Genomic DNA, 26,997 nt, shown 5'->3' with positions numbered 1-26,997 from the left:
AATGTCGGAGGAGAAAATTCCATGTTGAAGTCGGAAGACATCCGCGCCGTGGCGCCCGCGCTTGAAAAATATGCACATGATTTCGTTCTCGGTGAACTCTGGAAGCGGTCCGGCCTTTCGCCGCGCGACCGCAGCATCGTGACGCTCGCGGCGCTGATCGCGCGCGACCAGAGGGCAGAGCTGCCATTCTATCTCGGTGCCGCGCTCGACAACGGCGTGACGCCCGCCGAGATCTCCGAGATCATCACGCATCTGGCGTTCTACACCGGCTGGGCGAACGCGATGGAGGCTATTCCGGCGGCGAGGGACGTCTTTGCCACACGCCACATCGGCGCGGATCAGCTTCCGCCGGCGTCCGGGCCCCAGCTTCCGCTCGATGAGGCCGCGGAGAACCAGCGCGCGAGCCGCGTCGGGGAGCAATTCGGCGCCATCACGCCGAGTCTCGTTCAATACACGGCCGATGTGCTGTTCCGCGATCTCTGGCTGCGACCGGGGCTTGTGCCGCGGGACCGAAGCCTCGTCACGGTCAGCGCGCTCGTCGCGACGGGGCAGGTCGCCCAGATCACCTACCATTTGAACCGGGCGATGGATAACGGATTGACCCGCGAGCAAGCCGGCGAGCTGCTGGGCCACCTCGCGTTCTATGCTGGCTGGCCCAACGCATTCTCTGCCGCTCCTGTGGTCAGGGACGTGATCGAAAAGCGGCGGTGATCACCCGCAGAGGCGTGCTGATCTGCGGCAACGCAGCCGTGTTGATCGATGATGGCCGTTGGAGGCGCAGTCGTTGGTCGTTCAAAGGAGGGTAGCATGGATATCGATATCAAGAGAAACGGCGCCCGGCCCCGGCCCTCGCAGAAGGGCCCGCCGGACTGGTTTACGGGCACCGTTCGGATCGACCCGCTATTCCAGGCCCCGGATCCCGCGCGCGTCGGTGCGGGCGAGGTCACGTTCGAGCCCGGCGCGCGTACGGCCTGGCACACGCATCCGCTCGGGCAGACGCTGGTCATCACGGCCGGGCTCGGCTGGGTGCAACGCGCGGGCGGCGCGGTCGAGGAGGTCCGTCCCGGCGATGTGGTCTGGTTTCCGCCAGGGCTGAAGCACTGGCACGGCGCCTGCGCGACGAGGGCGATGACGCACATCGCGATCCAGGAATCCCTTGATGGCAAGAACGTCGACTGGATGGAAATGGTCAGCGACGAGCAATATCGGAAGTGAGCTCGCGCACGCGCGCTGCGTCACAAATGATGACGCCTCGGCGTTACTTCATGGCCGTGCTGATCGCGTTGAACTTGTTGCTGAGGAGGGCGCTGCCCGTGTTGGTCACGACGGTGACGATGGCGAGTGCGATACCGGCGGCGATCAGGCCGTACTCGATCGCGGTGGCGCCCTTCTCATCGGCAAGAAAAGACCTGAGCACAATCATCGCCAACTCCTGTTCGTCCGGTCCAATGTAGGCGCGCGTCGTTATCAAACTGGTAAGGTGATCGGCGAGGCGCTTTTCGCGCATCAAAATCGGGTGCGGCCGACGTAGCCTGTCGTTTCTTAACGTAACAGCCGTTAAACGAACGTTTCATTATCCAATTCAAATGGACGGAAGCGGGACGTGCTCAACTCGAGGTGGAGCGTCCGGGCGCAACCTTTGCAGGGCGTCCCAGCGCGGCCGCAAGGCGACCGACCAGATAGTTCACGACATGCGGCTGCGCCTGCACCGCCGTGTCGGCGATGCGATCGTCCTCGGCGGTGTCACTCACGATGCCGATGTAGTTCTTTCTGGCGTCCTGTTGCGGCACGGTCGTGCGACCCCCGGTTTTTCGACGGCCGGACATTGATGCACGCAAGGGGAATCATCGGTTAATTTTGCGTCCCGTAGGAATACCCGGTGCGGCGACAAGTGATCCAGCCGCTTAAGGGTTTGTTGAGGCTGTTCGTCGAGCGGTCGGGCCAGCATGCCGAGCGCGGCTCATCGATGCCTGCTATCCGCGTTCAACGCGCGTAGCATGGCGATGCGAGCGAATATCCGCCAGCCGCCGCCGGCCTCGGCTGCGTTGATCAGCATCTCGATCGCGGTCTGCCAACGCGGCTCCTGCTGCTCAGCCTCGGGCAGCTGCATGATGAAGTCGGCAGCTTCTTGCAAGGTGCGCAGCTTGGCGCCGCCACGCAGGCCGATCGGATCGTCGAACGGCGTCGACCAGGGCATGTCAGGACGCCGGATCGGTGAGGGAAGACGTCACGGCGCGATCGGCGATGCGATGGCGTCAGCCGGCCTTCTTCGCTCGCGTTGTCGCACGCACCTGCTTGTCGGCCTTCCTGGGCGCCGCTTCCCTGCCGGCTGCGTCCTTGCCGGCTTTGCCCGAGATCGGCAGCAGCATCTCGCGCTGGCCCGCCACGCGCTTCTTCGGCTTCTTGCCCTTGACCGTCTCCTTGGCGACCTTCGCGGCGGGCGGCGCTTCCTGTTCGCTGGCGAGGCTCTTCTTCAGCGCGTCCATCAGGTTGATGACGTTACCGCCGCTCTTCGGCGTGGACTTGACCGCGATCGGCGCACCGCTGCGCTTCTTGTTGATGAGATCGATCAGCGCGGTCTCGTAATGATCCTCGAACAACTCCGGCTCGAACGCCCCGGACTTCTTCTCCACGATGTGCTTGGCGAGGTCGAGCATGTCCTTCGTCAGCTTCACGTCCTGGATCTCGTCGAAATATTCGGTCTCGCTGCGCACCTCGTAGGGATAGCGCAGCAGCGTGCCCATCAGCCCGCTCTCGAGCGGCTCGAGCGCGATGATGTGCTCGCGATTCGTCAATACCACACGGCCGATCGCAACCTTGTCCATGCTGCGGATGGTCTCGCGGATCACCGCATAGGCGTCGTGGCCGACCTTGCCGTCGGGAACGAGGTAATAGGGGCGGATCAGATAGCGGTTGTCGATGTCGGTCTTCGGCACGAACTCGTCGATGTCGATCGTGTGAGTGGAGTCGAGCGCGATATCCTCGAGCTCGTCCTTGGTGACCTCGATGTAGGTGTCGGTATCGACCTTGTAGCCCTTGACGATGTCCTCGGAGGTCACCTCGTCGCCGGTCTCGGCGTCGACCTTCAGATATTTGATCCGGTGGCCGGTCTTGCGATTGATCTGGTTGAACGAGACCTTCTCGGTATCCGATGTGGCCGGATACAGCGCGACCGGGCAGGTCACGAGCGAGAGACGCAGAAAACCCTTCCAATTGGCGCGGGGGGCCATGGGCTACTCCAAACGCAACAGGGACAGACCTATGAGAATACCATCGGGGAACACCGAATCCTACACAGGTTGGATCGGAATCTTGCAACTGCGTTAACCAGTCGCTGCCCCTGCGGTTCGGGCCGATTCAGTCCCAGAAACCGGAACATCAAATCGGATCGGGCGTTGGCTTCCGATACTGGCTGCGAAGAACTCGCGGTCACCGGGGGCGGCACCGAGAGATTGAGGGCGTCATGGCAACCACGCGAGAGCAGAACCGGATCGTCGAAACCGCGACCGAGGCACGCCAGGGCGAACCCGGGCCCTCCGTGGCCGCGCTGCTCGCCATCTCGACCGGGCTTGCGATCCTGATTCTTGCCGTCATCTGGTTCGTATTCTTCAGGACCTGACGGCTCAAACAGCGGGAAGGGCGGACCTTCCGACCAGCCGCTATCGGCGGCACATTGCGCCCGCCATGCCTCCGGTCCGTCCGGTGGGCTGGCGGGCGTAGTCGCGTTTGTTCCTGACACGTCGTATATGACCAAAAAGTAACGCCGGTGGTTCCCCGCGTTCATATCCAGTTCACGCCGGAATTGATCATCTCTGGCGATCGATCGTGCAGTCTATTTCTGGAGAGAAGCGTGCGCCTGCTTGTTGTTGAGGACGACCCCGATCTCAATCGCCAGCTCACAAAGGCGCTGACGGACGCCGGTTATGTCGTCGACCGTGCCTTCGACGGAGAGGAGGGGCACTATCTCGGCGACAACGAACCGTATGACGCCGTGGTGCTCGACATCGGCCTGCCCAAGAAGGACGGCATCTCGGTGCTGGAGGCCTGGCGCCGCAACGGTCGCACCATGCCGGTTTTGATCCTCACCGCGCGCGACCGCTGGAGCGACAAGGTGCAGGGCTTCGACGCCGGCGCCGACGATTACGTGCCAAAACCGTTCCATCTGGAGGAGGTGCTGGCGCGCATCCGCGCGCTGCTGCGCCGCTCCACCGGCCATGCCCAGAGCGAACTCAGCTGCGGCCCCGTCACTCTCGACACCCGCACCGGCCGCGTCAGCGTGTCGGGCAATCCGGTCAAGATGACCTCGCACGAATATCGGCTTCTGGCCTACCTCATGCACCATTCCGGGCGGGTGGTTTCGCGCACCGAGCTGGTCGAGCATCTCTACGACCAGGACTTCGATCGCGACTCCAATACGATTGAGGTCTTCGTCGGCCGCATCCGCAAGAAGCTCGATGTCGACATCATCCAGACCGTCCGCGGCCTCGGCTATCTCCTGACCCCGCCGCCGACGCCGGGTGCTTGAGCGGTGTGGGCTTGACGGGCGGCCCGACACGGGCCTTGGTCCTTGATATGACCGCCGACGCCATGCCACCACCTCGCGCCTCCGGGATCATTCCGATGCCCGCCAGCTCGCTTGCGAACCGCCTGTTCCTGTCGGCGACCGCCTGGCTCGTGGTCATTCTGGCCATAACCGGCGTGGTGCTGTCGTCAGTCTACAAGAATGCGACCGAGCGCGCCTTCGATCGCCGGCTCAACCTTTATCTGCGCACCCTCATCGCAGAGGTCGCAACCCCCGATGAACCGCCGGATCGCCAGTTCCAGTCGCTGGGCGAGCCCCTGTTCGAGCTGCCGTTGTCCGGCTGGTACTGGCAGATCACACGCACCGACACCGAGAAGCCGGAGGTGCGCTCCTCACGCTCTCTCTGGGACAAGAAGCTGCCGAAGCTGGAAGACCAGGGGGCCGAGCTCACCGCAGCCGGCATTCGTCTCGCTTACGTCGACGGGCCCGAGGGGCAGAACCTGCGCATGGTCGAGCGTCCCGTCGATCTCGGCGCCGACGGCAAATACCTTGTCAGCGTCGCCGGCGACGACACCGAGATCTTCGATGAGACACGCAGCTTCGACTACTATCTTGGCGGCACCTTCACCGCGCTCGGGATCGTGCTGCTGCTGACGACCGTGTTCCAGGTCCGCTTCGGCCTTGCGCCGCTCAAGCGCATCTCCGAATCCATCGCCGATATCCGCTCCGGACGGGCCGAGCGGCTCGAAGGCGAATTTCCGGTGGAGATCGCGCCGCTGGCGCGCGAGACCAATGCGCTGATCGATGCCAACAGGGAGATCGTCGAGCGCGCCCGCACCCATGTCGGCAATCTCGCCCATGCGATCAAGACGCCGCTGTCGGTGATCGTCAACGAGGCCGGCGCGCATGCGGCCGATCCGTTCTCGGCCAAGGTGATGGAGCAGGCCGATGTGATGCGTAACCAGCTCGCCCACCATCTGGAGCGCGCTCGCATCGCAGCCAGGGTCTCGATCGTCGGCACCGTGACGGAGGTTGCGCCGGCCATCGAGGCGCTGCGGCGGACCATGGAGAAGATCCACCGCGGCCGCGGCATCACTGTGGAGGCCAAGGCGGATCCGGCCGCGAAATTCCGGGGCGAGAAGCAGGATCTGGAGGAGATGGTCGGCAACCTCGTCGACAATGCCTGCAAATGGGCGGCCTCGCGCGTTCTCATCGAGGCGCTGGTGGAGGCCCCGACCCGTGCAGGCACAGGCCCCAGGCTGCGGCTCATCGTCGATGATGATGGGCGCGGCCTCTCCGAGGCCGAGCGCGCCCAGGCCTCCCGCCGCGGCCAGCGGCTGGATGAATCCAAGCCGGGCTCGGGACTTGGGCTGTCCATCGTGACCGACCTCGCTGCGCTCTATGGCGGCAGTCTTTCGCTCGGCAGCGCGCCGATTGGCGGCTTGCGGGCCGAGCTGGTGCTGCCCGGAATATAATCCTCTGTTCCCAAACCGCTATTTGGGCTGTCGGGCGAAACCGGAGGGGTTTCGGAGCGACTTCCTCAACGGCTTCTTAAGGCGCGCCCGCCTATGATCGGGGCGGGACGCATCCTACGTCGCCAGTTTACCGTGCATTACCCGGGCGCATGAGCCAGACATCGATCGAGCGGCTGAGGGACTATCTCGCGCAGCTCCCGCCGCAGGCGCAGGCGCTGCTGATGCGGGAGTTCGAACGCGCGCTCGAGCGCGGCCAGGACACGGCTGTGGCGACCTTGGTGCTCGAGCAACTTCGCAAGATCGTGCGCAAGACGGAGGCCGACGAAGCAGCGCCGCCGCGTACCGACGACCTGTCACGGCTGCTGTTCCGGATTGTGGAACCGTTCCTGGTCGAGGCCGGCGCTCCGATCCGTGTCGGCCAGATCCGGCGGTCCTCGTTGAATCCGATCTGGCAATGGCTTGGCCGCGACGGTGCCCCGGACAAGATCAACGAGTTCGAAGCAGTCCTGGCGCGCATGCCGGCAACTGACAGTTCGGGCCAGGTCGAGGCACTGACGCTCAAGCTCCAGGCCGTGGCTGCGGACGCCATCTTCCAGCTGACGGGACCGGGCGGCGGCGACAAGTCGCGCGCGCTCGCCCGCGTCGGTCCGCCCAACGTGATCGAGGATCTCTATTCGATCGGCGCGGTGCTCGCCGTTCGCGAGGCCATGGCCACGCTGAACGAAAAACTGCCGCGCTTCCTGCGTACGTTCGGCGATCCCCAGATCGCCTCCGTGACGTCTGCGCTGAATATTCCCGTGCTTCAGACCCCGCAGATGCTGCCCTTTGCGCTATCGCTCGTCGTCCAGCGCATGACCGCGCCGTGGCAGATCATTCGTCTTGCCATCAAGATCGCCGCCTCCGATGACGAGATCCGCGTCGCGGCCACGCCCTATGGCGTCGCCGTCACGATGGCCCTGCACGATCTGGCCCGCGTGGCCGCCAATCTGCGCATGGACATCAAGCGCGGCCATTTCGAGACGGTCGCCGACAATCTCAAAGCGCTGCACGACGGCGTCCGCGGCCTGCGCACGGAGCTCGACCTGCGCAACGATTCCCCCTGGGGCAAGCAGCTGACCTCGATCCGCGCCGACATCTCCAATGCCCTGCAATCGGAGATCGACAGTGTTCCCGGCCGCGTTCGCCGCATCCTGCGCCAACGTCCGGAGAAGGACATTCCGCCGGGCGCCCGGGTCGATACCACAGAAGTCGAGGAAACCGTCGCGCTGATCGACTTCGTCGCCACCTGTCGCAACTATGCCAGCGAGCTTGCGATCAACGAGGTGACGCTGCGTACCTATTCCGACCTGCAGCAATATGTGGAGCGGTCGACCGAGCAGGCGGTGCAGTCGCTGCGCGGCGCCGATCACAAGGTTCGCACCTACCGTCAGCAGCAGGTGCAGGCCGCGATCCGCTTCTGCCAGGTGCTGTTCGGCGACGATTACGCCTCGCTGATGAGCCGTGCCGCGGAGAACGCGGCCACGGGCGAGCGAAAATCGACGCGCGCAAGCTGATCCAGGTGCATTTTATTGAAATCACAATTTCTAATTGACGATGCCAGGTGAGGGCCCTACGGTCCCGTGCAAGTTTTTGGAATTGCTATCTGCGGGCGCATGAAACCCATTATCAGCTCCATCGAAATCGAAAACCGTATCATTGTTGCCAAATATCAGCGTCTGATGGTCGGCGCGAAGCTGGTGCTGGTCGAGAAGGCAAGCGGTCGGCGGCTGCCCGAGACCGCCACACGGATCACATCCCAGGTTCCGCTTGGCGCGCTGCGCATTCGCCTGCCCGACGCAATCGCGCCCGGAACATACTTCCTGAAGGCCATCAACGGGCACGGCGAGGACGCCGCTCGAAGCGCCGACTTCGAGATCATCTAAGCCGTTGGATTGTCACCATTTCGGGACTGTGTGCGCTCGCGCCAAATTGACAATTGTCAATTGCCGCATTGTCCGGCCGTGGTGTAAAGCCACCTGTAGGCGCGGATCGCGCGCCCCCGGAAGCTTGCCAGATGACGCTATGGTTCGTGTTCGCGCTGATGACGGTCGCGGCGATATTCGCCGTGCTCTGGCCGCTCGGCCGTGGCGGACGTCCTGACACTCAAGGCAGCGAGGTCACGGTCTACAAGGACCAGCTGGCCGAGATCGAGCGTGATCTCGCCGCGGGACTGATCGCGCGACCCGAAGCCGAGGCCGCGCGCGTCGAGATCAGCCGCAGGCTGCTCGCCGCCGCGGGCAGCGAGGCGGAGCTGGTGTCGACCTCCAGTCTGAAATGGCGCCGCGCGGCTGCCGTGCTGGCGCTGATCGGTCTGCCTTTGGCGGCGGTGGGGATCTACGTTCCGCTCGGCTCGCCCGCGCTTGGCGACTTCCCGCTGGCGCAGCGCGAGCGCGGGGCCGGCTCCAACATGGCGCAGTCGCTCGAGAACCTCGTCGAACAGGTCCAGCAACACCTGGAGAAGAATCCAACCGATGGCCGCGGCTGGAACGTGCTTGCGCCGGTGCTGGAGCGGCTCGGCCGCTTCGACGAGGCCGTGCGCGCCTATCGCAATTCGATCACCTATAACGGCGAGAGTGCGGAGCGCCGTTCCGACCTGGGCGAGGCGATTGCAGCCGCAGCCAGCGGCGTGGTGACGGCAGAAGCCAAGACCGAGTTCGAGCGCGCGCATGCGCTCAATGCCGACGACCCCAAGGCGAACTACTTCCTGGGCCTTGCTGCCGAGCAGGACGGGCGCAGGGATGACGCGGCCGATATCTGGCGCGCGCTGCTGGCGAAAGCACCGGCGAATGCGCCGTGGCGCCCCCTGGTACAGACCTCGCTCGCGCGGGTCGGGGGTGGCGGCGTGACGATGCCGGCACTGTCCGACGAGACCATCGCGGCTTCCAGGGACATGAACGACGGTGATCGCAACGCGATGATCCGCGGCATGGTCGAACGCCTCGCCACGCGCCTCAAGCAGAACGGCGACGACGTCGAGGGCTGGCTGCGTCTGGTACGCGCCTATCTGGTGATGGGCGATCGCGACAAGGCCATGGGCGCCTCGGCCGATGCGCGCCAGGCGGTCGCGAAGGATTCCGAGCGGCTGCGCCAGCTCAACGAAGGCCTCAAGACTCTCGGGCTCGACGGATGACGGTTGCAGCACGAGACGAGCGGAGAACCGATACGCCATGACGCGCAAGCAGCGACGTATGATCATCATCGGCGGTTCGCTTGCCGTGCTCGCGCTCGCGGCGGCGCTGGTGCTCAACGCGTTGCGCGACTCCATCGTGTTCTTCTCGACCCCGACCATGGTGGCCGAGAAGCACGTTCAGCCCGGCAAGCGTTTTCGCCTCGGCGGATTGGTGCAGCCGGGTTCGCTCCAGCGCGGCGACGATCTCGCGGTGACGTTTGAAGTTGCCGATGGCGGTGCCAAGCTGCCCGTCGCCTACAAGGGCATCTTGCCCGATCTGTTTCGTGAAGGGCAGGGCGTGGTCGCCGAGGGCGCGCTCGACGCCAATGGCGTATTCAAGGCCGACACCGTGCTCGCCAAGCACGATGAGACTTACATGCCCAAGGACGTCGCAGACGCCCTGAAGAAGCAGGGGCACTGGAAGGACGATTACGGCGCCAAAGCTTCCAACGGCATCACGCCTGCGGCGACGACCGCGCAGGGCAATTCGCAGGGAGCCGTGCGGTGATCGCGGAAGCCGGACATTACGCCCTGGTGCTGGCTCTCGCGCTGGCATTGATCCAGTCCATCGTGCCTGTCATCGGGGCGCGTTTGCGCGATCCCGCGCTGATGAACGTGGCGCGCTCCACGGCGCTCGCACAATTGCTGTTCGTCGGTGCCTCGTTCGTCGCGCTGGTGACGCTGCACGTGATCTCGGATTTCTCCGTCGCCAACGTCTACGAGAACTCCCACTCCATGAAGCCGTTGATCTACAAGATCACCGGCGTGTGGGGAAACCACGAAGGCTCGATGCTGCTGTGGGTGTCGATCCTGGCCCTGTTCGGCGGGCTCGTTGCGGCTTTCGGCAACAATCTGCCGCTGTCGCTGCGCGCGCACGTGCTGGCCGTCCAGGCCTGGATTGCGAGCGCCTTCTATCTGTTCATCCTGATCACCTCCAATCCGTTCCTGCGCATCGTCAATCCGCCGATCGAGGGGCGCGACCTCAATCCGGTGCTTCAGGACATTGGTCTGGCCGTGCATCCGCCGATGCTCTATCTCGGCTATGTCGGCTTCTCGATCTCGTTTTCCTTTGCGATCGCGGCGCTGATCGAGGGGCGGATCGATGCGGCCTGGGCGCGCTGGGTGCGGCCGTGGACGCTGGTCGCCTGGATTTTCCTGACGCTCGGCATCGCGATGGGATCCTACTGGGCCTATTACGAGCTCGGCTGGGGCGGCTGGTGGTTCTGGGATCCGGTCGAGAACGCCTCGCTGATGCCGTGGCTCGCCGGCACTGCGCTGCTGCATTCGGCGCTGGTGATGGAGAAGCGCGACGCGCTGAAGGTCTGGACCATCCTTCTTTCCATCCTGACCTTCTCGCTGTCGCTGCTCGGCACTTTCCTCGTGCGCTCGGGTGTCATCACCTCCGTGCACGCCTTCGCCAACGATCCGACCCGCGGCGTCTTCATCCTGCTGATCCTCTGCCTCTTCATTGGCGGCAGCCTGTCGCTGTTCGCGGCTCGCGCGACGTCGTTGAAGCAGGGCGGCCTGTTCGCGCCGATCTCGCGCGAGGGCGCGCTGGTGCTGAACAATCTTCTGCTCACCGTCGCCTGCGCAGTCGTGCTGTTCGGCACGCTGTATCCGCTGGCGATGGAAGTGCTCGCCGATTTCAAGATGTCGGTGGGCGCACCGTTCTACAATCTCTCCTTCGTGCCGTTGTTCGCTCTGCTGCTGATCGCCGTCCCGTTCGGGCCGATGCTGGCGTGGAAGCGCGGCGATTTGCTCGGGGTCACCCAGCGCCTGCTCGCGGCGGGCGTCGCTGGCCTCATCGTGGTTGCCATTGTCTGGGCCTGGACCCGTGGCGGCAGTGCGCTCGCGCCGTTGGCCATCGGGCTTGGTGTCTTCGTCGTCGCTGGCGCCGCAACCGACCTGACCGAGCGAACCGGCCTGTTTCGCCTGCCGTTTGTCACGGCGCTGCACCGCGCCCGCGGCCTGCCGCGTTCGACCTGGGGAGGCGCCCTTGCGCATGCCGGTCTGGGCATCGCATTGATCGGGATCGTCTGCGAGACCACGTGGAACAGCGAATATATCGCGACCATGAAGCCGAACGACGTCGCGCAGGTGGCTGGCTATGATCTGAAGCTCGACGGGCTGCTCGAGCGGCAGGGGCCGAACTACCGCGAGATGGTCGCCAAGTTCAACGTCAGCCGGGGTCGCGATGCGCTCAGCGTCATGACGCCGTCAAAGCGCAGTTTTACCACGCGCGGCTCCTCGACCACCGAGGCTGCGCTGCTGACCCGCGGTGCGAGCCAGCTCTATATCTCGCTCGGTGACGTCACCGCTGATGGCGCGATCGCCGTGCGCATCTATCACAAGCCGATGGTGCTGCTGATCTGGTGGGGGCCTGTGCTGATGGCATTCGGCGGCATGCTGTCGCTGTCCGACCGGCGCTTGCGCGTCGGCGCGCCGAAACCGGCGCGGGCCAGGCAACGCCTGCAACCGGCGGAGTGAGCCGATGCGCCGGATGATGGCTGCGATCGTTGCGCTTGTGCTGCTGGCTGCGCCTGCGGTGCATGCCGTGCAGCCCGACGAGATCATGTCGGATCCCGTGAAGGAGGCGCGCGCGCGCGAATTGTCGCGCGAGCTGCGCTGCATGGTCTGCCAGAACCAGTCGATCGACGATTCCGATGCGCCGCTGGCGCGCGATCTGCGGCTGCTGGTGCGCGAGCGCATCGCAGCGGGCGACAGCAATTCCCAGGTGCTGGACTTCCTGGTCGCGCGCTACGGCGAGTTTGTGCTGCTGAAGCCGCGCTTCGAGCGGCAGACCATGCTGCTGTGGTTGCTCGCGCCTGTGCTGCTGGCTGCCGGCGGGCTTGCGCTGTGGTGGCAAAACCGGCGCCGCGCGCGAAGTGGCGCTGATGGTGCAGCATTGCCGCTCACGCCCGACGAAGAGGCGCGGCTCGCCGCCCTGACGTCCGACGACGCCACATCGCGGTAACGGCCTCGGCTCGTTGGCGTCAGCGAACCGGCGACAAGAGCGCTTCGGCGGCGGTTGCCGGAACCCTCATAAGTTCCTGAAAATCTGCGCTTTTTTAACCTGCGCCAAACTGCCGCAGCGCTGGCGGCCTTCATTACAAAAGTTTAACCTCGCAGCCAGCCCACGGTAAGGCGGAGATCCCCATGTTCAGGTCCGTAAGGTGCCGCTGTCAGGCATCGCATGAATTTCAAGGCCCTGGAGACCTCCGTATGACCGACCGTCCCGACCTCACGAACCTTCCGTCCTACCGGCAGCCCCGCCGTTCGGTGTTTTCCGCGCGCAGAATTGCGCTGATGGCCTCGGTCGTCGCCGGTCTCGGCGTCGCCGTTCATGGCTTCAGCCCGTCGACGTCGCCCGCCGATTTGTTCTCCAGCCCGGCGCATGCGCAGGTCAACAACGAGGTCAAGAAGATCGAGCGTCCGATCGGCTTTGCCGACATCGTCGAGCGGGTGAAGCCCTCGGTGATCTCGGTGAAGGTCAACATCAAGGAGAAGACCGCGAGCAATGATGACGGCGATGATTCCGCCTCGCCGTTCCAGCCAGGCTCGCCGATGGAGCGCTTCTTCCGTCGCTTCGGCGGTCCTGATGGCATCCCCGGTCTGAAGGGCGGCCGTGGCCGCGTCGTGCAGGGCCAGGGCTCCGGCTTCTTCATCTCGGCGGACGGATTTGCCGTGACGAACAACCACGTCGTCGACGGCGCCGACAAGGTTGAGGTCACCACAGACGACGGCAAGACCTACAGTGCCAAAGTGATCGGCACCGACCAGCGCACCGACCTTGCCCTGATCAAGGTCGAGGGCGGCTCCAACTTCCCATTCGCGAAACTTGCCGACGGCAAGCCGCGGATCGGTGATTGGGTGCTCGCGGTCGGCAATCCCTTCGGCCTCGGTGGCACCGTGACCGCCGGTATCGTCTCGGCCAGCGGCCGCGACATCGGCAACGGCCCGTATGACGATTTCATCCAGATCGACGCCCCCGTGAACAAGGGCAATTCCGGCGGTCCGGCCTTCAACACCGACGGCGAGGTGATGGGCGTCAACACGGCGATCTACTCGCCTTCCGGCGGCAGCGTCGGCATTGCGTTCTCGATTCCCGCCAACACGGTGAAAAGCGTGGTCGCCCAGCTCAAGGACAAGGGCTCGGTCAGCCGTGGCTGGATCGGTGTGCAGATCCAGCCCGTGACATCCGACATCGCCGACAGCCTCGGCATGAAAAAGGCCGAAGGTGCGCTGGTGGCCGAGCCGCAGAAGGATGGCCCGGCTGCAAAAGCTGGCATCGAATCCGGTGACGTGATCACGTCGGTCAACGGCGAATCCGTCAAGGATGCCCGCGAGCTCGCCCGCACTATCGGCGGCATGGCGCCCGGCGCGTCCGTGAAGCTCAACGTTCTGCACAAGGGGCAGGACAAGGTCGTGAACCTCACCCTCGGCCAGCTGCCGAACACGGTCGAGGCCAAGGCCGACACCGATAACGACAGCGGCAGGGGCGCGAGCAAGGGCACCGATGTGCCGAAGCTCGGCATGACGGTTGCGCCCGCCAACTCCGTCGCCGGCGCCGGCAAGGACGGCGTTGTGGTCACCGAAGTCGATCCGAAGAGCGCCGCGGCCGAGCGCGGCTTCAAGGAGGGTGACGTGATTCTCGAAGTCGGCGGCAAGAGCGTGAGCACTGCCGGCGACGTCCGCGAGGCCATCAATACGGCCCGCTCCGACAACAAGAACAGCGTCCTGATGCGCGTGAAGAGCGGCGGCCAGTCGCGCTTCGTCGCGGTGCCCATCGCCAAGGGCTAAGGCGCCTCAGGAGGCTTACGAAATGAAGGTGTCGCCGGCATCAGTCGCCCCCGCCGTCGGCACTCTTCCGGGGAGCAGCGCAACGCTTGCTCCCCGCGCCTACCTTCCGGTGGAATTACGCCCCCCTCCGTCGGAAGGCCTAGGGCGGTGAGGTCCCCCCAGCTTCACCGCCCGCCCTTTTTGCCTGGCCAGGTCTGGTTCGCCTGGCTTGCATGCGATTGCCGCTCGCGCCATGTTTAGAGAAGGTTGACCTCCTTGACCGCCGCCGAACGCACGATGCGCCTCCTCATCATTGAAGACGACCGCGAGTCCGCCGACTATCTCGTGAAGGCGTTTCGCGAGGTCGGGCACATTGCCGACCACGCCGGCGACGGCGAGGAGGGCCTCGCCATGGCCGAGAACGGCGATTACGACGTGCTGGTGGTCGACCGCATGCTGCCCAAGCGCGACGGGCTGTCTCTGATCGGTGCGCTGCGCGACAAGGACGACCCGACGCCAGTGCTGATTCTCTCCGCGCTGGGCCAGGTGGACGATCGCATCAAGGGACTGCGCGCCGGCGGCGACGACTATTTGCCGAAACCGTATTCGTTCGCCGAGTTGCTCGCCCGCGTCGAAGTGCTGTCGCGCCGCCGCGGCGGCCCGGCGGAAGACACGCTCTACCGTGTCGGCGACCTCGAGCTCGACCGGCTCTCCCACCGCGTCGCCCGCGGCAAGGACGAGCTGACGCTGCAGCCGCGGGAATTCCGCTTGCTCGAATATCTGATGAAGCATGCCGGACAGGTTGTCACGCGCACCATGTTGCTGGAGAACGTCTGGGACTATCATTTCGATCCGCAGACCAACGTGATCGACGTGCACATTTCGCGGCTGCGCTCCAAGATCGACAAGGGATTCGAGCGGCCGCTGCTGCACACGATCCGCGGCGCCGGGTACATGATCCGTGACGGCATTCGGTAAACTCGTCCGCACCACGGCATTCCGGCTGACGCTGGTCTATCTGCTGCTGTTCGCGATGTTCGCCGCCTCGCTGCTCGGCTATTTCGCCTGGAACACGCGGCGGCTGATCACCGAGGAGATCACCCAGACGGTCAATTCCGAGACCGCGGAGATCAACGAGATCTACGGACGCCGCGGCCTGTTCGGCCTCGTGCGCACGATCGAATATCGGGCGCTGCGACCGGGCGCCAATCTCTACCTCGTCACCACGCCGACCGGACAGGCGGTCGCCGGCAATGTCGGCTCGCTGGCCCCTGGCGTGATGGCGACGCGCGGCTGGTCGGAGACCGCCTACCGGCGCCTCGAGGATGCGGATGACCGCGACCATCGCGCGCTGGTGCGCGTCACCGAATTGGAAAACGGTTTCCGTCTCCTGATCGGCCGCGACCTCGCCGAGCGGCGACGCTTGTTCAGCATCGTCGCCAAGGCGGCGCAATGGTCGATCCTGATCGTCGTCGTGCTTGGTCTCGGCGGCGGCGTCTTCGTCGCGCGCCGGGTGCTGACGCGCATCGACGCGATGTCAGGTACGGCGCATCGCATCATGACCGGAGATCTCAGCGAGCGCTTGCCGGTCGGGCGCAGCGGCGACGAGCTCGACCGCCTCGCCGAGAACCTCAACGCCATGCTGGAGCGGATCGAGGCGCTGATGGCGGGGTTGAAAGAGGTCTCGGACAACATCGCCCACGACCTCAAGACGCCGCTGACGCGCCTGCGCAACCGCGCCGAGGAGGCGCTGGCGAAATCGGGTTGCGAGACCGATTATCGCGCGGCGCTGGAACGCACCATCGAGGAATCCGACGGGCTGATCCGTACCTTCAACGCGCTGCTGATGATCGCGCGCGCGGAGTCCGGCCAGGCGCGCGGCAACATGGATGATTTCGATGCGGCCGATGTCGCCGGCGGAATCCACGAGCTTTACGAGCCGCTCGCCGAAGACGACGGCATGACCTTGAAGGTCAAGACCCAGGCTGCACCCATTCACGGCAACCGCGAATTGATCAGCCAGGCGCTCGCCAACCTCGTCGAGAACGCGATCAAGTACGGCAAGCCCGCCACCCAGTCGGCGGGGTCAGTGATCAGCATGGACGCACGTCAGATCACGATCGAGGCCAGGCGCGAAGGCGATCAGGTGCTGCTGAGTGTCACCGACCACGGCCCCGGCATCCCCGAAGCCGACCGCAAGCACGTCGTCGAGCGGTTCGTGCGGCTGGAGGCGAGCCGCACCATGCCGGGCTCGGGCCTCGGCCTCAGTCTCGCGTCCGCCGTCGCCACCTTGCATGGGGGCGAATTGCGGCTGAGCGACGCGCAGCCCGGTCTCGTCGCCACGCTGCTGCTGCCGGCGCGCGCCGGTGCGGGCGACAGGGTTGCTCCTCCAGTAGCGGATGTGCCACAGAAGGTGGCATGAACCACTCCGCGCCGGGAAACGCGGACAAGCATGGTGAGAGCCTCGCCGCCCGCTTCGCGGAGGCTCCCCATATTGCCGCTTCCGCATCAGACGAACGACGTTTTGAAAGTTGGCTGACCGAACTCGAGCCCGCACAACGGGCCCGTGTTGAAGCGCTGCTGGTCCATCGCTTTGCCCGGCCTGTTCTCTGCGGAATCGCGGAATTCTCGCCTTATTTGTTTGATCTGATGCGCGCTGATCCATCGCGCCTGGTCCGGCTGCTCGAATGCGAACCGGATACGCATCTCGCTACGTTGATCGCGGAAGCGAGGGCCGCTGTGCTGGCCGCACCTGACGAAGCCGAGGTGATGCGTCTGCTCCGTCGCATGAAGGCGGAGGCGGCGCTCCTGATCGCGCTGTGCGACATCGGCGGGGTCTGGCCGGTGATGCGGGTGACGGCCGCGCTGACCGACCTCGCTGTCTCCGCGGTGCAGGCTGCGCTCCAATATTTGCTGCGACAGGAAGCCGCACGTGGAAAAATCCAGCCGCCGGATCCGGAGGCGCCGGAAGAGGGCTGCGGCCTGATCGTGCTTGCCATGGGCAAGATGGGTGCGGGCGAGCTGAACTATTCCAGCGACGTCGATCTGATCGTGTTCTTCGACCCCGATGCCACGACGCTCGCGCCAGACATCGAGCCGCAACCGTTCTTCGTCCGGGTGACACAAGGCATGGCGCGCATCCTCCAGCAGCGCACCTATGACGGTTATGTGTTCCGGGTGGACCTGCGGCTGCGGCCCGATCCCTCCTCGACCCAGGTGGCGATCTCCCGCGACGCGGCCTTGAACTATTACGAGCGGGAAGGGCGCACCTGGGAACGCGCCGCGATGATCAAGGCGCGGGCCTGCGCCGGCGATCCCAAGGCAGGCGAGGCGCTGCTGGCCGAAATCGCGCCCTTTGTCTGGCGCAAGCATCTCGATTTCGCCGCGCTTGCCGATGTGCACGATATGAAGCGGCAGATGCAAACCTACCGCGGCCAGAGCGAGATCGCCGTCGAGGGCCACAACGTCAAGGTCGGCCGCGGCGGTATCCGCGAGATCGAGTTCTTCGCCCAGACCCAGCAACTCATCGCCGGTGGCCGTAATCCGGAGCTGCGGGTGCGGCCGACGCTCGCCGCGCTCGACATTCTCGCGTCCAGCAACTGGATCACGGATTCCGCACGTGACGAGTTGACCATCGCCTACGAATTCCTGCGCCGGGTCGAGCATCGCCTCCAGATGATCGCGGACGAGCAAACCCATGCGCTGCCTGAGGACAAGGAGGCGGTCGAACGTTTCGCCTGGTTCTTCGGGTATGAGAGCCGCGAGACGTTCGCGCGCGATCTGCTGCGCCAGCTCGAGATCGTCCAGGGCCATTACGAAAAACTGTTCGAAGGCGACGATCCGGCCGGCTCAGCGAGCCTGCCCCCGATCGACTATCGGGCTGGCCCGGACGATCCGCGCCTGCTTCAGCATTTGGCAACGCTCGGCTTCAAGAAGCCCGCCGCCGTGGCGCAGACCATCTGCGACTGGCTCATGGGCGACTATCGCGTGTTCCGCAACGAGCAGACGCGGAACGCCTTTGTCGAGTTCGTGCCGGCGCTGATTGACGGTCTCGCGCATGCCGAGGAGCCGGACCGCGCCGTCGTGGCGTTCGACCATTTCCTCCGGGCGCTCCAGCGCGGCGGCCGGCTGATCACGCTGCTCGGCCAGAACCGCGACCTCGTCGCGCTCGTGGCTCTCGTGCTTGGCGCGGCGCCCCGCTTGGGCGAGATGCTGGCGCGGCAGCCGCAGCTGATGGATGGCCTGATCGATCCGCGCTTCTTCGGCGCGATGCCGAACAAGCAGGAATTGTCGGCGCGGTTGGCGACCACGGTGCAGGACGCGAGCTCCTACGAGGAATTTCTGGACCGCCTGCGTCTGTTCGGACAGGAGAGCCTGTTCCTGATCGGCACGCGCATTCTCTCGGGCACCGTGTCGGCGCAGCAGGCGAGCACGGCCTTTGCGGATGTCGCGGAAGGCATCGTCGACACCGTGCACGGCCTCGTCGCCGAGCGTTTCGCCGACCAGCACGGGCGGATCAAGGGCCAGCAGACCGCCATCATCGCGATGGGCCGGCTCGGCAGCCGCGAGATGACGGCGTCCTCGGATCTCGATTTGATCCTGCTTTACGATTTCGACAGCGACAATCCGGACTCCGACGGCGAGAAGTCGCTCCAGGGCGCGCATTATTTCGCGCGTTTCACCCAGCGTCTGATCAGCGCCTTCACCACCCGCACCAATTACGGCGTGCTCTATGAGATCGACATGCGGCTGCGGCCCTCGGGGCGCGCAGGTCCGGTGGCATCGAGCCTCGTCTCCTTCGCGGACTACCAGGCCAATGAGGCCTGGACCTGGGAGCACATGGCATTGACGCGCGCGCGCGTGGTCTCGGCGTCGCCCGAATTTGCTGCGCGGATCGAGCGCATCATCCGAGAGGTCCTGACCCGCCGCCGCGACCCCGTGATCACCGCCAACGACGTCGCCGACATGCGTCGTGCCATCGCACAGGAGAAGGGCGAGACCGACCATTGGGACCTGAAATACGCCTCCGGCGGCATGGTCGATATCGACTTCATTGCGCAATATCTCCAGCTCGTGCACGCCCATCACAAGCCTGACATTCTCGACGTCGGAACGGTGCAGGTGCTGGAAAATGCCGCAAGGCTCGGCGTGCTGTCGCACTCGGAAGCGGAAATCCTGCGCGCGGCGGCGCGGCTCTATCACGATCTGACGCAGATCCTGCGGCTCTGCGTCAGCGACCGCTTCAAGCCGGAGACGGCGGGCACCGACCTTCAGCGCGTGATGGCACGCGCCGGCGACGCGCCGGATTTCTCCTCGCTGGAGGCGCGGGTGCGGGAAACGCAGGCCGAGGTGAGAAGGGTATTCCGGGAGATCGTCGAAGGTGGCGCTTCATAGGCCGAGGCATTGCATCGCCGAGCTGCAGCGATCCATCCACGCGTCCAAGTTCTCGTCTTTGGCTGGACAGGTGACTGGCAGCCGGCCGCTCGGATTGACGTCGCCGAACAGGACCGCGGCCAAGGCCGCAGCGCCGTGCGATCGAGCCATGGCCGGTCGTCGGCGAGAGCTTTGCCGGCGGTCCAGCTGAGTCCAAGTGCAAGCCAGGTCGCAGCCGTCAGGCGCATCGCGATGGGGCGAAGCCGGATGTTCCGCGTCATGAAAATCCATCCTCGTGGCGCGTCCCAAAAGGATGGGGCATTCAGCCGAGAAAAGGAAGCGCAGCGCGAGCTGCGGCGCGTGTTCAGTGCGCTTCCGGAAGGGACGTCGTCTGCTTGAGCGAGGTCAGGGCTTCGAGCACGTTCGGCTCGAGGCCCGCGCCGCCGGCATCGAGATGTGCGAAGATCGCGCGCTTCATGCGGGGATCCCAGAACTTCCTGATGTGGTCGGCGATCCCAGGCACGGCCTTGTCGTGGCCCTGGCTGCGAAAAAACGTACCGATCTGGTTGGCCATGTAGATGAGGCGGTCAGCAGGCGACGACATCAATGATCTCCGGAGCACGATGAGCCGTGATGCGGCCCTGGTGCGTGAACACTTCAAACCCGTCGCTGCGGGCAATTGCAATCAGCGTGATGCCGGCCGCAGCCGCGGTGCGCACGGCAAGCGCGGTAGGGGCGGAGACCGCGACCATGACGGGCGCACCGATGGCGGCCGTTTTCTGCACCATCTCGACCGAGACGCGGCTCGTCAGCAGCACGACCCCGGTGCTTGCGTCCGTCCGGCTGCGCGCCAGCGCGCCGGCGAGCTTGTCGAGCGCGTTGTGACGGCCGACATCTTCGCGCAGCGCCACGATGCCGTTCGAGGCCGACCAGAAGGCGGCTGCATGCACCGCGCGGGTCTGCATGTTGATCGATTGCAGGGGCGCGATCGCCTGCATCGCCGTCATGATCTGTTGTGGCGCGAAGGTCTGCCCCTGCGGCACGACAGCGGCGGGCCGCACGGCCTCGGCGATCGACTCGACGCCGCAGATGCCGCAACCGGTGGGACCGGCGATGTGGCGGCGGCGTTCGCTGACGCGTGCGGCGTTGTCCTGCCCGAGCCACATGCGCAGCTCGATGCCGTCATCGAGGCGAACGACATCGAGGGACTTGATGTCGTCAACCGATCCGATGATGCCCTCGTCCAGGCTGAAGCCGACGGCGAAATCTTCCAGGTTCTGCGGCGTCCCCATCATGACGGCGTAGGTGCCGCCATTGTAGGTCAGCGCCAGCGGCGTTTCCTCAGGGATCAGCCGCGTGCCTTCGGACGTGACACCGTCGCGCCAGATCTCGCGGTCGAGGGCCTGGACCGGCACGTGCATGCGGCTACTCCGCGGCCTCGGCGGGCGCGATGCGGCGGGACTGCCGGGCCTGCTCGTCGTAGCTCTTCTGCCAGTCGGACGGGCCGTTCGAAGGCGAGATCTGCACCGCCGTCACCTTGTATTCGGGACAGTTGGTCGCCCAGTCCGAATAGTCGGTCGTGATCACGTTGGCCTGCGTGTCCGGATGATGGAAGGTGGTGTAGACGACACCAGGCGATACGCGGTCGGTGATCTCCGCGCGCAGCGTGGTCTCGCCGGCGCGGCTCGCCAGCCGAACCCAGTCGCCGTCGCGCACGCCGCGCAACTCGGCATCGTGCGGATGGATCTCCAGCCGATCCTCGGCGTGCCAGACCACGTTCTCGGTGCGCCTTGTCTGCGCGCCGACATTGTACTGGCTGAGGATGCGGCCTGTGGTGAGCAGCAGCGGGAAGCGGGGGCCGGTGCGCTCGTCGGTCGCGACATATTCGGTGATGATGAACTTGCCCTTGCCCCGGACGAAACCGTCGATATGCATCACCGGCGTGCCCTCCGGCGCCGTCTCGTTGCAAGGCCACTGCACCGAGCCGAGCTCGTCGAGCTTGGCGTAGGAGACGCCGGTGAAGGTCGGCGTCAGGGCCGCGATCTCGTCCATGATCTCGGAGGGATGGCTGTAGTTCATCTCGAAGCCCATCGCCTTGGCAAGGCCGATGGTGACCTCCCAGTCGGCCATGCCGTTCTTCGGCGACATCACCTTGCGGACGCGCTGGATACGGCGCTCGGCATTGGTGAAGGTGCCGTCCTTCTCGAGGAAGCTCGAGCCGGGCAGGAACACGTGAGCGTAGTTCGCGGTCTCGTTGAGGAAGAGGTCGTGGACGATGACGCATTCCATCGTCGACAGCGCCGCCACCACGTGCTTGGTGTTGGGGTCGGACTGGAGAATGTCCTCGCCTTGCACGTAGAGGCCCATGAACGTGCCTTCGATCGCGGCATCGAACATGTTGGGGATGCGCAGGCCCGGCTCGGGGTTGAGCTTGACGTCCCACATCGCCTCGAACTGCTCGCGCACGGCATCGCCCGCGATGTGGCGATAGCCGGGTAGCTCGTGGGGGAACGAACCCATGTCGCAGGAGCCCTGCACGTTGTTCTGGCCGCGCAGCGGATTCACGCCGACGCCGGGTCGGCCGATGTTACCGGTCGCCATCGCAAGGTTGGCGATCGCGATGACGGTGGTCGAGCCCTGGCTGTGTTCGGTGACGCCGAGGCCATAATAGATCGCACCGTTGCCGCCGGTGGCGTAGACGCGAGCCGCTTCGCGCAACGTTTTCGGATCGACGCCGGTGAGGATGGCGGTGGCTTCCGGGCTGTGCTTCGCTTGCGCGACGAAGGCGGCCCATTCCTCGAACTCGCTCCAGTCGCAGCGCTCGCGCACGAAGGCTTCGTTGACGAGGCCTTCTGTGACGATGACATGCGCCAGCGCGGTGACGACCGCGACGTTGGTGCCGGGCATCAAGGGCAGATGCAGCGCCTTCACGTGCGGCGATTCCACCATTTCAGTGCGTCGCGGATCGATCACGATCAGCTTGGCGCCCTGACGCAGCCGCTTCTTCAGGCGGGAGGCGAAGACAGGGTGAGCCGAGGCCGGATTGGCGCCGATGATGACGGCGACATCGGTGTCCTCCACCGAGTCGAAATCCTGCGTACCGGCTGACGTGCCGAAGGTGACCGAAAGCCCGTAGCCGGTCGGCGAGTGGCAGACGCGCGCGCAGGTGTCGACATTGTTGTTGCCGAAGCCGGCTCGGATCAGCTTCTGCACCAGATAGGTTTCTTCATTGGTGCAGCGGGACGAGGTGATGCCGCCGATGGCATCGCGCCCGTACTTCTTCTGGATGCCGCGCATCTTGGCCGCGGCAAACGAGAACGCTTCGTCCCAGGACACTTCCTTCCAGGGATCTTCGATCCGCTCGCGGATCATCGGCTTGAGAATGCGTTCCCCGTGGTTGGTGTAGCCCCAGGCAAAGCGTCCTTTGACGCAGGAGTGGCCTCGATTGGCCTTGCCGTCCTTGTACGGCACCATGCGCACCACTTCCTCACCGCGCATCTCGGCCTTGAACGCGCAGCCGACGCCGCAATAGGCGCAGGTGGTGACCACCGAATGCTCGGGCTGGCCGATCTCGATGACGGACTTCTCCGTCAGCGTCGCAGTCGGGCAGGCCTGCACACAAGCGCCGCAGGAGACGCATTCCGAGCCAAGGAAGCTCTCGTTCATTCCGGGGGAGACGCGGCTGTCGAAGCCACGGCCGGAGATGGTCAGCGCGAAAGTGCCTTGCACTTCCTCGCAGGCGCGGACGCAGCGGGAGCAGACGATGCATTTGGACGGATCATAGGTGAAGTAGGGATTGGACTCGTCCTTCGGCATCCAGGCGGCATTTATCTCGCCGTCGGACTTGGCGAAGACGTGGTTCTCGCCCTCATAGCCGTAGCGCACCTCGCGCAAGCCCACGGCGCCCGCCATGTCCTGCAATTCGCAGTCGCCATTGGCGCCGCAGGTGAGGCAGTCGAGCGGATGGTCGGAGATGTAGAGCTCCATCACGCCCTTGCGCAGCTGCTTCAACCGCTCACTCTGGGTGTGGACGACGAGGCCGTTCATCACAGGCGTGGTGCAGGAGGCCGGGGTGCCGGCGCGGCCCTCGATCTCGACGACGCAGAGCCGGCAGGAGCCGAACGCATCGACCATATCGGTCGCGCAGAGCTTTGGAATCTGGTGGCCGGCATCCATCGCGGCGCGCATGATCGAGGTACCCTCGGGCACCGTGACCTCATTGCCGTCGATGGTCAGCGTCACCATCGTTTCCGACTTGGAGCGCGGCGTGCCGAAGTCGATTTCTTCGATCAGGGACATGGTCGTTCTCCTATTCCGCGGCCTGAAGCGTGGTCGGGGCCGGGACAAAATCCTCCCGGAAATGCCTCAATGCGCTGAGCACGGGGTAGGGCGTGAAGCCGCCGAGTGCGCAGAGCGAGCCGAACTTCATGGTGTTGCAGAGGTCTTCGACGAGCGCCAGGTTTTCGGTGACCCGCTCGCCGCGGATGATCTTGTCGATGGTCTCGACGCCGCGGGTCGAGCCGACGCGGCAGGGCGTGCACTTGCCGCAGGACTCGACGGTGCAGAACTCCATGGCGAAGCGCGCCTGCTTGCGCATGTCGACGCCGTCGTCGAAGACGACGATGCCGCCATGGCCGATCAGGCCGTCGCGCGCGGCGAAGGCCTCATAGTCGAACGGGGTGTCGAACAGCGCGCGCGGAAAGTAGGCGCCGAGCGGGCCGCCGACCTGCACGGCGCGAACCGGTCGGCCTGTGAAGGTGCCGCCGCCGATGTCGTCGACGAGTTCGCCGAGTGTCACGCCGAACGCGGTCTCGAACAACCCACCGTGGCGGATGTTGCCGGCGAGCTGAATCGGCATGGTGCCGCGCGAGCGCCCCATGCCGAAATCGGCATAGGCCTTGGCGCCTTCGGCAAGGATGAAGGGGATGGCGGCGAACGACAGCACGTTGTTGATGACCGTCGGCTTGCCGAACAGGCCGTGATGCGCCGGCAGCGGCGGCTTGGCACGCACCAGGCCGCGACGGCCTTCGAGGCTTTCCAGCAGCGAGGTCTCTTCGCCGCAAACGTAAGCGCCGGCGCCGACGCGCACTTCGATATCGAAGCTGCACGTCGAGCCGCCGATCTTGTCGCCGAGATAGCCGCCCCGCCTTGCCGCTGATATCGCGGCCTTCATCGCTTCGACCGCGTGCGGATATTCGCTGCGGATGTAGATGTAGCCCCTGGTGGCGCCGACCGTGATGCCTGATGTCGTCATGCCCTCGATGACGAGGAAGGGATCGCCTTCCATGATCATGCGGTCGGCGAAGGTGCCGCTGTCGCCTTCGTCGGCATTGCAGACGATGAATTTGCGATCGGCCTTGGCTTGCGCGACCGTCTTCCACTTGATGCCGGTCGGGAAGCCGGCGCCGCCGCGTCCGCGCAGGCCTGACGCCGTTACTTCGTTGAGGATCGCGTCCGGGACCAGCGACAGCGCGCGCTCGAGACCCTTGTAGCCGCCGTGGGCACGGTAATCCTCGAGCGAACGCGGATCGATCACACCGCAGCGGGCGAAGGTGAGGCGGGTCTGGCGCTTCAGCCAGGGAATTTCGTCCGCAACGCCGAGCCGCAGCGCGTGCGGTCCATCGCTCGCCATGGACTCGAATACGGAGGCGACGTCTTCTGCGCTGACCGGGCCGTAGGCGATGCGACCCTTCAGCGTTGCCACCTCGACCATCGGCTCCAGCCAGCAGAGCCCGCGTGATCCGGTCCTGATGATCTCGACCGGCAGGCCGCTGCTGGCCGCGACCTGCCCGAACGCGACGGCAATCTCATCGGCGCCGACGGCAATGGCTGCGGCATCGCGAGGAATGAAGATCTTCATGTTCATCGCTGCGCCTCCGCGACCAGCGCGTCGATGCGCTTCTCGTCGAGCCGGCCAACGAGGCGGCCATCGAGCATCGCGGACGGCGCGGTCGCGCACAGCCCGAGGCAGTAGATCGGTTCCAGCGTGACGCGATCATCCGCCGTGGTGTTGCCGAGCGAGACCCCAAGCTTCGCCTCGGCGCGCGCTGCCAGCGCATCGCCGCCGGCGGCCTGGCAGGCCTCCGCGCGGCACAGCTTCAGCACATGGCGGCCGGCCGGCTTGTGGCGGAAGTCATGGTAGAAGGTGAAGACGCCGTGGACCTCGGCGCGCGACAGGTTCAGCGCCTGCGCCACCATGGGAATCGCGGCCTCCGGCACGTAGCCGAATGCCTCCTGAAGCGCGTGCAGAATCACCAGGGTCGCGCCTTCCTGACCGGCATGTTCGGCGATGATCTCCGCGCCGCGCGTCTCTTCCCAAGAGTCGTAACAAGGCTCGTAAACCGCTGTCATTCTTCGTTCTCAAATTGAGCGCCCGTTCCGCGCAAACTATTTGGAATCGTTCGAAGATCAATAAAGCTGTCTCATGCTGCGATTGCGAATTCAGATCGATTGGAAAGCGCAATCGATCGATACGATCAGGTAATGAAACTTGAATCGCTTGAGGGTTTTTGCGTGTTGATGCAGGCCCGGCGTGATAGCTTGCATGCCGCGACAGATGCGCATGGGGACGGACCGTTGATCGACAAGCTTGAACTGCTGCTGGCGCTGGCCAAGGAGCGGCATTTTGGACGGGCCGCGGAGGCCTGCGGCGTGACCCAGCCGACCATGTCGACCGGGCTCAAGCAGCTCGAGGAGATTCTGGGCGTGATGCTGGTGCAGCGTGGGTCCCGGTTTCAGGGCTTTACCCCCGAGGGCGAGCGAACGCTCGACTGGGCGCGGCGGATCGTGGGCGATGCGCGCGCGATGCGCGACGAGATCAACGGACTGAAGCACCAGCTCTCCGGCGAGATCCGCATCGCGGCGATTCCGACCGCGCTCGGCATGGTCGCGTCGCTGACGACGCCGTTCCGCGCGCGGCATCCCGAGGTGCGTTTCAGCATCCGCTCGACGACCTCATCGGAGGTGCTTGGGCTGCTCGAGAATCTCGAGGTCGATGCCGGGCTGACCTATATCGAGAACGAGCCGATCGGGAAGGTGCGCACCATTCCGCTTTACAACGAGAGCTATCGCCTGCTCACCGCGCCCGATGGGATGTTCGGGGACCGCGAGACGGTGACCTGGACCGAGGTCGGGCAGGTGCCGTTGTGTCTGCTGACACCTGATATGCAGAACCGCCGCATCATCGACCGTGCGCTGCGCTCGGTCGGCGCCGAGGCGACGCCCACCCTGACCTCGAACTCGCTGCTGGTACTGTTCACCCATGTCAAGACCGGACGCTGGGCCAGCGTGATGCCGGCCAAGCTCGCCGAGACCCTCGGTCTGTCCGACAAGGTCCGCACGATTCCGATCGTCGACCCCGAGGTCAATTACAGCGTTGGCCTGGTGATCCCGCAGCGCGACCCGATGACGCCGCTGATCGCAGCGCTGGTCAATGTCGCGCGCGAAGTGGCTCCGAGCCTGCAATCGTAAAGCTGATCGCATCTGGTGTGCACGATGGGGCGGCATCGGCACTGGGCTCGCTCTCCCGCTTGCGGGAGAGGGTTGGGGAGAGGGTGTCTCCGCAACGGGACAATCCTCAAGAGGAAAGAACCCTCAACCGCCACGCTCTGCGAGCGTGTCGGCCTCTCCCGCAAGCGGGA

Annotated in this window: 26 protein-coding genes; 16 read left to right on the top strand and 10 right to left on the bottom strand. The window is 65.2% G+C overall.

Going from position 1 to position 26,997, the window contains the following annotated elements; genetic code table 11:
* Positions 1-21: 21 nt before the first annotated feature.
* Both ACVWZ4_RS35105 and ACVWZ4_RS35100 read left to right on the top strand, forming a co-directional pair.
* Complete coding sequence (locus tag ACVWZ4_RS35105) at positions 22-711, top strand: carboxymuconolactone decarboxylase family protein (RefSeq protein WP_456739564.1); 690 nt, start codon at positions 22-24, stop codon at positions 709-711.
* A gap of 102 nt (positions 712-813) precedes the next feature.
* Positions 814-1,215, top strand: a complete 402-nt coding sequence (locus ACVWZ4_RS35100; protein WP_456742169.1) for a (R)-mandelonitrile lyase — start codon at positions 814-816, stop codon at positions 1,213-1,215.
* 43 nt (positions 1,216-1,258) lie between these two features.
* Here ACVWZ4_RS35100 and ACVWZ4_RS35095 read toward each other — a convergent pair whose 3' ends face one another.
* The 4 genes from ACVWZ4_RS35095 to ku form a co-directional block, all read right to left on the bottom strand.
* On the bottom strand, positions 1,259-1,423 hold the full coding sequence (locus ACVWZ4_RS35095; protein WP_456705227.1) for a Flp family type IVb pilin: 165 nt from the start codon (positions 1,421-1,423) through the stop codon (positions 1,259-1,261).
* A 184-nt stretch (positions 1,424-1,607) separates the two neighbouring features.
* Entirely contained in the window at positions 1,608-1,790 is a 183-nt protein-coding gene (locus ACVWZ4_RS35090) for a hypothetical protein (RefSeq protein WP_456702643.1), read from the bottom strand.
* A 170-nt stretch (positions 1,791-1,960) separates the two neighbouring features.
* The gene (locus tag ACVWZ4_RS35085; protein ID WP_456702644.1) at positions 1,961-2,197 is read right to left on the bottom strand and encodes a hypothetical protein; all 237 of its coding nucleotides are present in this window, start codon (positions 2,195-2,197) and stop codon (positions 1,961-1,963) included.
* A 58-nt stretch (positions 2,198-2,255) separates the two neighbouring features.
* Entirely contained in the window at positions 2,256-3,230 is a 975-nt protein-coding gene (gene ku / locus ACVWZ4_RS35080) for a non-homologous end joining protein Ku (RefSeq protein ID WP_456763599.1), read from the bottom strand.
* Positions 3,231-3,463: 233 nt separating this feature from the next.
* On the opposite strand from ku, the gene ACVWZ4_RS35075 reads away from it, so the two are divergent.
* From ACVWZ4_RS35075 to ACVWZ4_RS35015, 13 genes are all read left to right on the top strand, one after another.
* Positions 3,464-3,619, top strand: a complete 156-nt coding sequence (locus ACVWZ4_RS35075; RefSeq protein ID WP_177242965.1) for a hypothetical protein — start codon at positions 3,464-3,466, stop codon at positions 3,617-3,619.
* Between the two features lie 231 nt (positions 3,620-3,850).
* The gene (locus ACVWZ4_RS35070) at positions 3,851-4,525 is read left to right on the top strand and encodes a response regulator transcription factor (RefSeq protein ID WP_092226734.1); all 675 of its coding nucleotides are present in this window, start codon (positions 3,851-3,853) and stop codon (positions 4,523-4,525) included.
* Between the two features lie 95 nt (positions 4,526-4,620).
* The gene (locus ACVWZ4_RS35065) at positions 4,621-5,997 is read left to right on the top strand and encodes an ATP-binding protein (protein ID WP_456734573.1); all 1,377 of its coding nucleotides are present in this window, start codon (positions 4,621-4,623) and stop codon (positions 5,995-5,997) included.
* A 149-nt stretch (positions 5,998-6,146) separates the two neighbouring features.
* The gene (locus ACVWZ4_RS35060; protein ID WP_456742168.1) at positions 6,147-7,550 is read left to right on the top strand and encodes a hypothetical protein; all 1,404 of its coding nucleotides are present in this window, start codon (positions 6,147-6,149) and stop codon (positions 7,548-7,550) included.
* Positions 7,551-7,616: 66 nt separating this feature from the next.
* Positions 7,617-7,919: a hypothetical protein gene (locus tag ACVWZ4_RS35055; protein WP_456702647.1), complete on the top strand. Its 303-nt coding sequence runs from the start codon at positions 7,617-7,619 to the stop codon at positions 7,917-7,919.
* Positions 7,920-8,050: 131 nt separating this feature from the next.
* On the top strand, positions 8,051-9,166 hold the full coding sequence (gene ccmI, locus ACVWZ4_RS35050; RefSeq protein ID WP_456702648.1) for a c-type cytochrome biogenesis protein CcmI: 1,116 nt from the start codon (positions 8,051-8,053) through the stop codon (positions 9,164-9,166).
* 37 nt (positions 9,167-9,203) lie between these two features.
* Complete coding sequence (gene ccmE / locus ACVWZ4_RS35045) at positions 9,204-9,713, top strand: cytochrome c maturation protein CcmE (RefSeq protein ID WP_456702649.1); 510 nt, start codon at positions 9,204-9,206, stop codon at positions 9,711-9,713.
* A complete protein-coding gene (locus tag ACVWZ4_RS35040) occupies positions 9,710-11,692 on the top strand; it encodes a heme lyase CcmF/NrfE family subunit (protein WP_456702650.1) in 1,983 nt (660 codons plus the stop codon). The genes ccmE and ACVWZ4_RS35040 overlap by 4 nt, the downstream gene beginning before the upstream one ends.
* Positions 11,693-11,696: 4 nt before the next feature.
* Positions 11,697-12,179: a cytochrome c-type biogenesis protein gene (locus ACVWZ4_RS35035; RefSeq protein ID WP_456702651.1), complete on the top strand. Its 483-nt coding sequence runs from the start codon at positions 11,697-11,699 to the stop codon at positions 12,177-12,179.
* Positions 12,180-12,427: 248 nt separating this feature from the next.
* A complete protein-coding gene (locus ACVWZ4_RS35030; protein WP_456742166.1) occupies positions 12,428-14,005 on the top strand; it encodes a Do family serine endopeptidase in 1,578 nt (525 codons plus the stop codon).
* 276 nt (positions 14,006-14,281) lie between these two features.
* Entirely contained in the window at positions 14,282-14,962 is a 681-nt protein-coding gene (locus ACVWZ4_RS35025) for a response regulator transcription factor (protein WP_092226828.1), read from the top strand.
* A complete protein-coding gene (locus ACVWZ4_RS35020) occupies positions 14,946-16,406 on the top strand; it encodes an ATP-binding protein (RefSeq protein WP_456702654.1) in 1,461 nt (486 codons plus the stop codon). Before ACVWZ4_RS35025 ends, ACVWZ4_RS35020 begins: the two co-directional genes overlap by 17 nt.
* A complete protein-coding gene (locus ACVWZ4_RS35015) occupies positions 16,403-19,378 on the top strand; it encodes a bifunctional [glutamine synthetase] adenylyltransferase/[glutamine synthetase]-adenylyl-L-tyrosine phosphorylase (RefSeq protein WP_456742165.1) in 2,976 nt (991 codons plus the stop codon). The genes ACVWZ4_RS35020 and ACVWZ4_RS35015 overlap by 4 nt, the downstream gene beginning before the upstream one ends.
* Here ACVWZ4_RS35015 and ACVWZ4_RS35010 read toward each other — a convergent pair.
* From ACVWZ4_RS35010 to ACVWZ4_RS34985, 6 genes are all read right to left on the bottom strand, one after another.
* The gene (locus ACVWZ4_RS35010; RefSeq protein WP_456742164.1) at positions 19,373-19,528 is read right to left on the bottom strand and encodes a glycoside hydrolase family 3 C-terminal domain-containing protein; all 156 of its coding nucleotides are present in this window, start codon (positions 19,526-19,528) and stop codon (positions 19,373-19,375) included. The two genes, ACVWZ4_RS35015 and ACVWZ4_RS35010, sit on opposite strands and share 6 nt — an antisense overlap.
* Positions 19,529-19,721: 193 nt before the next feature.
* Positions 19,722-19,961: a formate dehydrogenase subunit delta gene (locus ACVWZ4_RS35005; protein WP_456742163.1), complete on the bottom strand. Its 240-nt coding sequence runs from the start codon at positions 19,959-19,961 to the stop codon at positions 19,722-19,724.
* Positions 19,945-20,778, bottom strand: coding sequence for a formate dehydrogenase accessory sulfurtransferase FdhD (gene fdhD, locus ACVWZ4_RS35000; protein ID WP_456742162.1), 834 nt, complete (start codon positions 20,776-20,778; stop codon positions 19,945-19,947). Before fdhD ends, ACVWZ4_RS35005 begins: the two co-directional genes overlap by 17 nt.
* Before the next feature lie 4 nt (positions 20,779-20,782).
* On the bottom strand, positions 20,783-23,656 hold the full coding sequence (gene fdhF / locus ACVWZ4_RS34995) for a formate dehydrogenase subunit alpha (RefSeq protein WP_456742161.1): 2,874 nt from the start codon (positions 23,654-23,656) through the stop codon (positions 20,783-20,785).
* A 10-nt stretch (positions 23,657-23,666) separates the two neighbouring features.
* Positions 23,667-25,223: a formate dehydrogenase beta subunit gene (locus tag ACVWZ4_RS34990; protein ID WP_456742160.1), complete on the bottom strand. Its 1,557-nt coding sequence runs from the start codon at positions 25,221-25,223 to the stop codon at positions 23,667-23,669.
* Complete coding sequence (locus tag ACVWZ4_RS34985) at positions 25,220-25,708, bottom strand: formate dehydrogenase subunit gamma (RefSeq protein ID WP_456742159.1); 489 nt, start codon at positions 25,706-25,708, stop codon at positions 25,220-25,222. Before ACVWZ4_RS34985 ends, ACVWZ4_RS34990 begins: the two co-directional genes overlap by 4 nt.
* A gap of 225 nt (positions 25,709-25,933) precedes the next feature.
* Between ACVWZ4_RS34985 and ACVWZ4_RS34980 the strand changes: the two genes are divergently transcribed.
* Entirely contained in the window at positions 25,934-26,827 is an 894-nt protein-coding gene (locus tag ACVWZ4_RS34980; protein WP_456702662.1) for a LysR family transcriptional regulator, read from the top strand.
* Positions 26,828-26,997: the final 170 nt, after the last annotated feature.

Source organism: Bradyrhizobium sp. USDA 4472 (genome assembly GCF_054058595.1).
Note: the sequence above shows the minus strand (reverse complement) of the source record. Positions and strands in the feature narration are given on the sequence as shown.

Excerpts from the sequence above, each read along its gene's own strand:
- ACVWZ4_RS35095 (WP_456705227.1), bottom strand. The coding sequence starts at position 1,423 with ATGATTGTGCTCAGGTCTTTTCTTGCCGATGAGAAGGGCGCCACCGCG.
- ACVWZ4_RS35015 (WP_456742165.1), top strand. The coding sequence starts at position 16,403 with ATGAACCACTCCGCGCCGGGAAACGCGGACAAGCATGGTGAGAGCCTC.
- ACVWZ4_RS35065 (WP_456734573.1), top strand. The coding sequence starts at position 4,621 with ATGCCCGCCAGCTCGCTTGCGAACCGCCTGTTCCTGTCGGCGACCGCC.
- ccmE (WP_456702649.1), top strand. The coding sequence starts at position 9,204 with ATGACGCGCAAGCAGCGACGTATGATCATCATCGGCGGTTCGCTTGCC.
- ACVWZ4_RS35025 (WP_092226828.1), top strand. The coding sequence starts at position 14,282 with ATGCGCCTCCTCATCATTGAAGACGACCGCGAGTCCGCCGACTATCTC.
- ACVWZ4_RS35035 (WP_456702651.1), top strand. The coding sequence starts at position 11,697 with ATGCGCCGGATGATGGCTGCGATCGTTGCGCTTGTGCTGCTGGCTGCG.
- ACVWZ4_RS35060 (WP_456742168.1), top strand. The coding sequence starts at position 6,147 with ATGAGCCAGACATCGATCGAGCGGCTGAGGGACTATCTCGCGCAGCTC.
- ACVWZ4_RS35085 (WP_456702644.1), bottom strand. The coding sequence starts at position 2,197 with ATGCCCTGGTCGACGCCGTTCGACGATCCGATCGGCCTGCGTGGCGGC.
- ACVWZ4_RS35005 (WP_456742163.1), bottom strand. The coding sequence starts at position 19,961 with ATGTCGTCGCCTGCTGACCGCCTCATCTACATGGCCAACCAGATCGGT.
- ACVWZ4_RS35030 (WP_456742166.1), top strand. The coding sequence starts at position 12,428 with ATGACCGACCGTCCCGACCTCACGAACCTTCCGTCCTACCGGCAGCCC.
- ACVWZ4_RS34985 (WP_456742159.1), bottom strand. The coding sequence starts at position 25,708 with ATGACAGCGGTTTACGAGCCTTGTTACGACTCTTGGGAAGAGACGCGC.
- fdhF (WP_456742161.1), bottom strand. The coding sequence starts at position 23,656 with ATGTCCCTGATCGAAGAAATCGACTTCGGCACGCCGCGCTCCAAGTCG.
- fdhD (WP_456742162.1), bottom strand. The coding sequence starts at position 20,778 with ATGCACGTGCCGGTCCAGGCCCTCGACCGCGAGATCTGGCGCGACGGT.
- ACVWZ4_RS35105 (WP_456739564.1), top strand. The coding sequence starts at position 22 with ATGTTGAAGTCGGAAGACATCCGCGCCGTGGCGCCCGCGCTTGAAAAA.
- ku (WP_456763599.1), bottom strand. The coding sequence starts at position 3,230 with ATGGCCCCCCGCGCCAATTGGAAGGGTTTTCTGCGTCTCTCGCTCGTG.
- ccmI (WP_456702648.1), top strand. The coding sequence starts at position 8,051 with ATGACGCTATGGTTCGTGTTCGCGCTGATGACGGTCGCGGCGATATTC.
- ACVWZ4_RS35075 (WP_177242965.1), top strand. The coding sequence starts at position 3,464 with ATGGCAACCACGCGAGAGCAGAACCGGATCGTCGAAACCGCGACCGAG.
- ACVWZ4_RS34990 (WP_456742160.1), bottom strand. The coding sequence starts at position 25,223 with ATGAACATGAAGATCTTCATTCCTCGCGATGCCGCAGCCATTGCCGTC.
- ACVWZ4_RS35010 (WP_456742164.1), bottom strand. The coding sequence starts at position 19,528 with ATGGCTCGATCGCACGGCGCTGCGGCCTTGGCCGCGGTCCTGTTCGGC.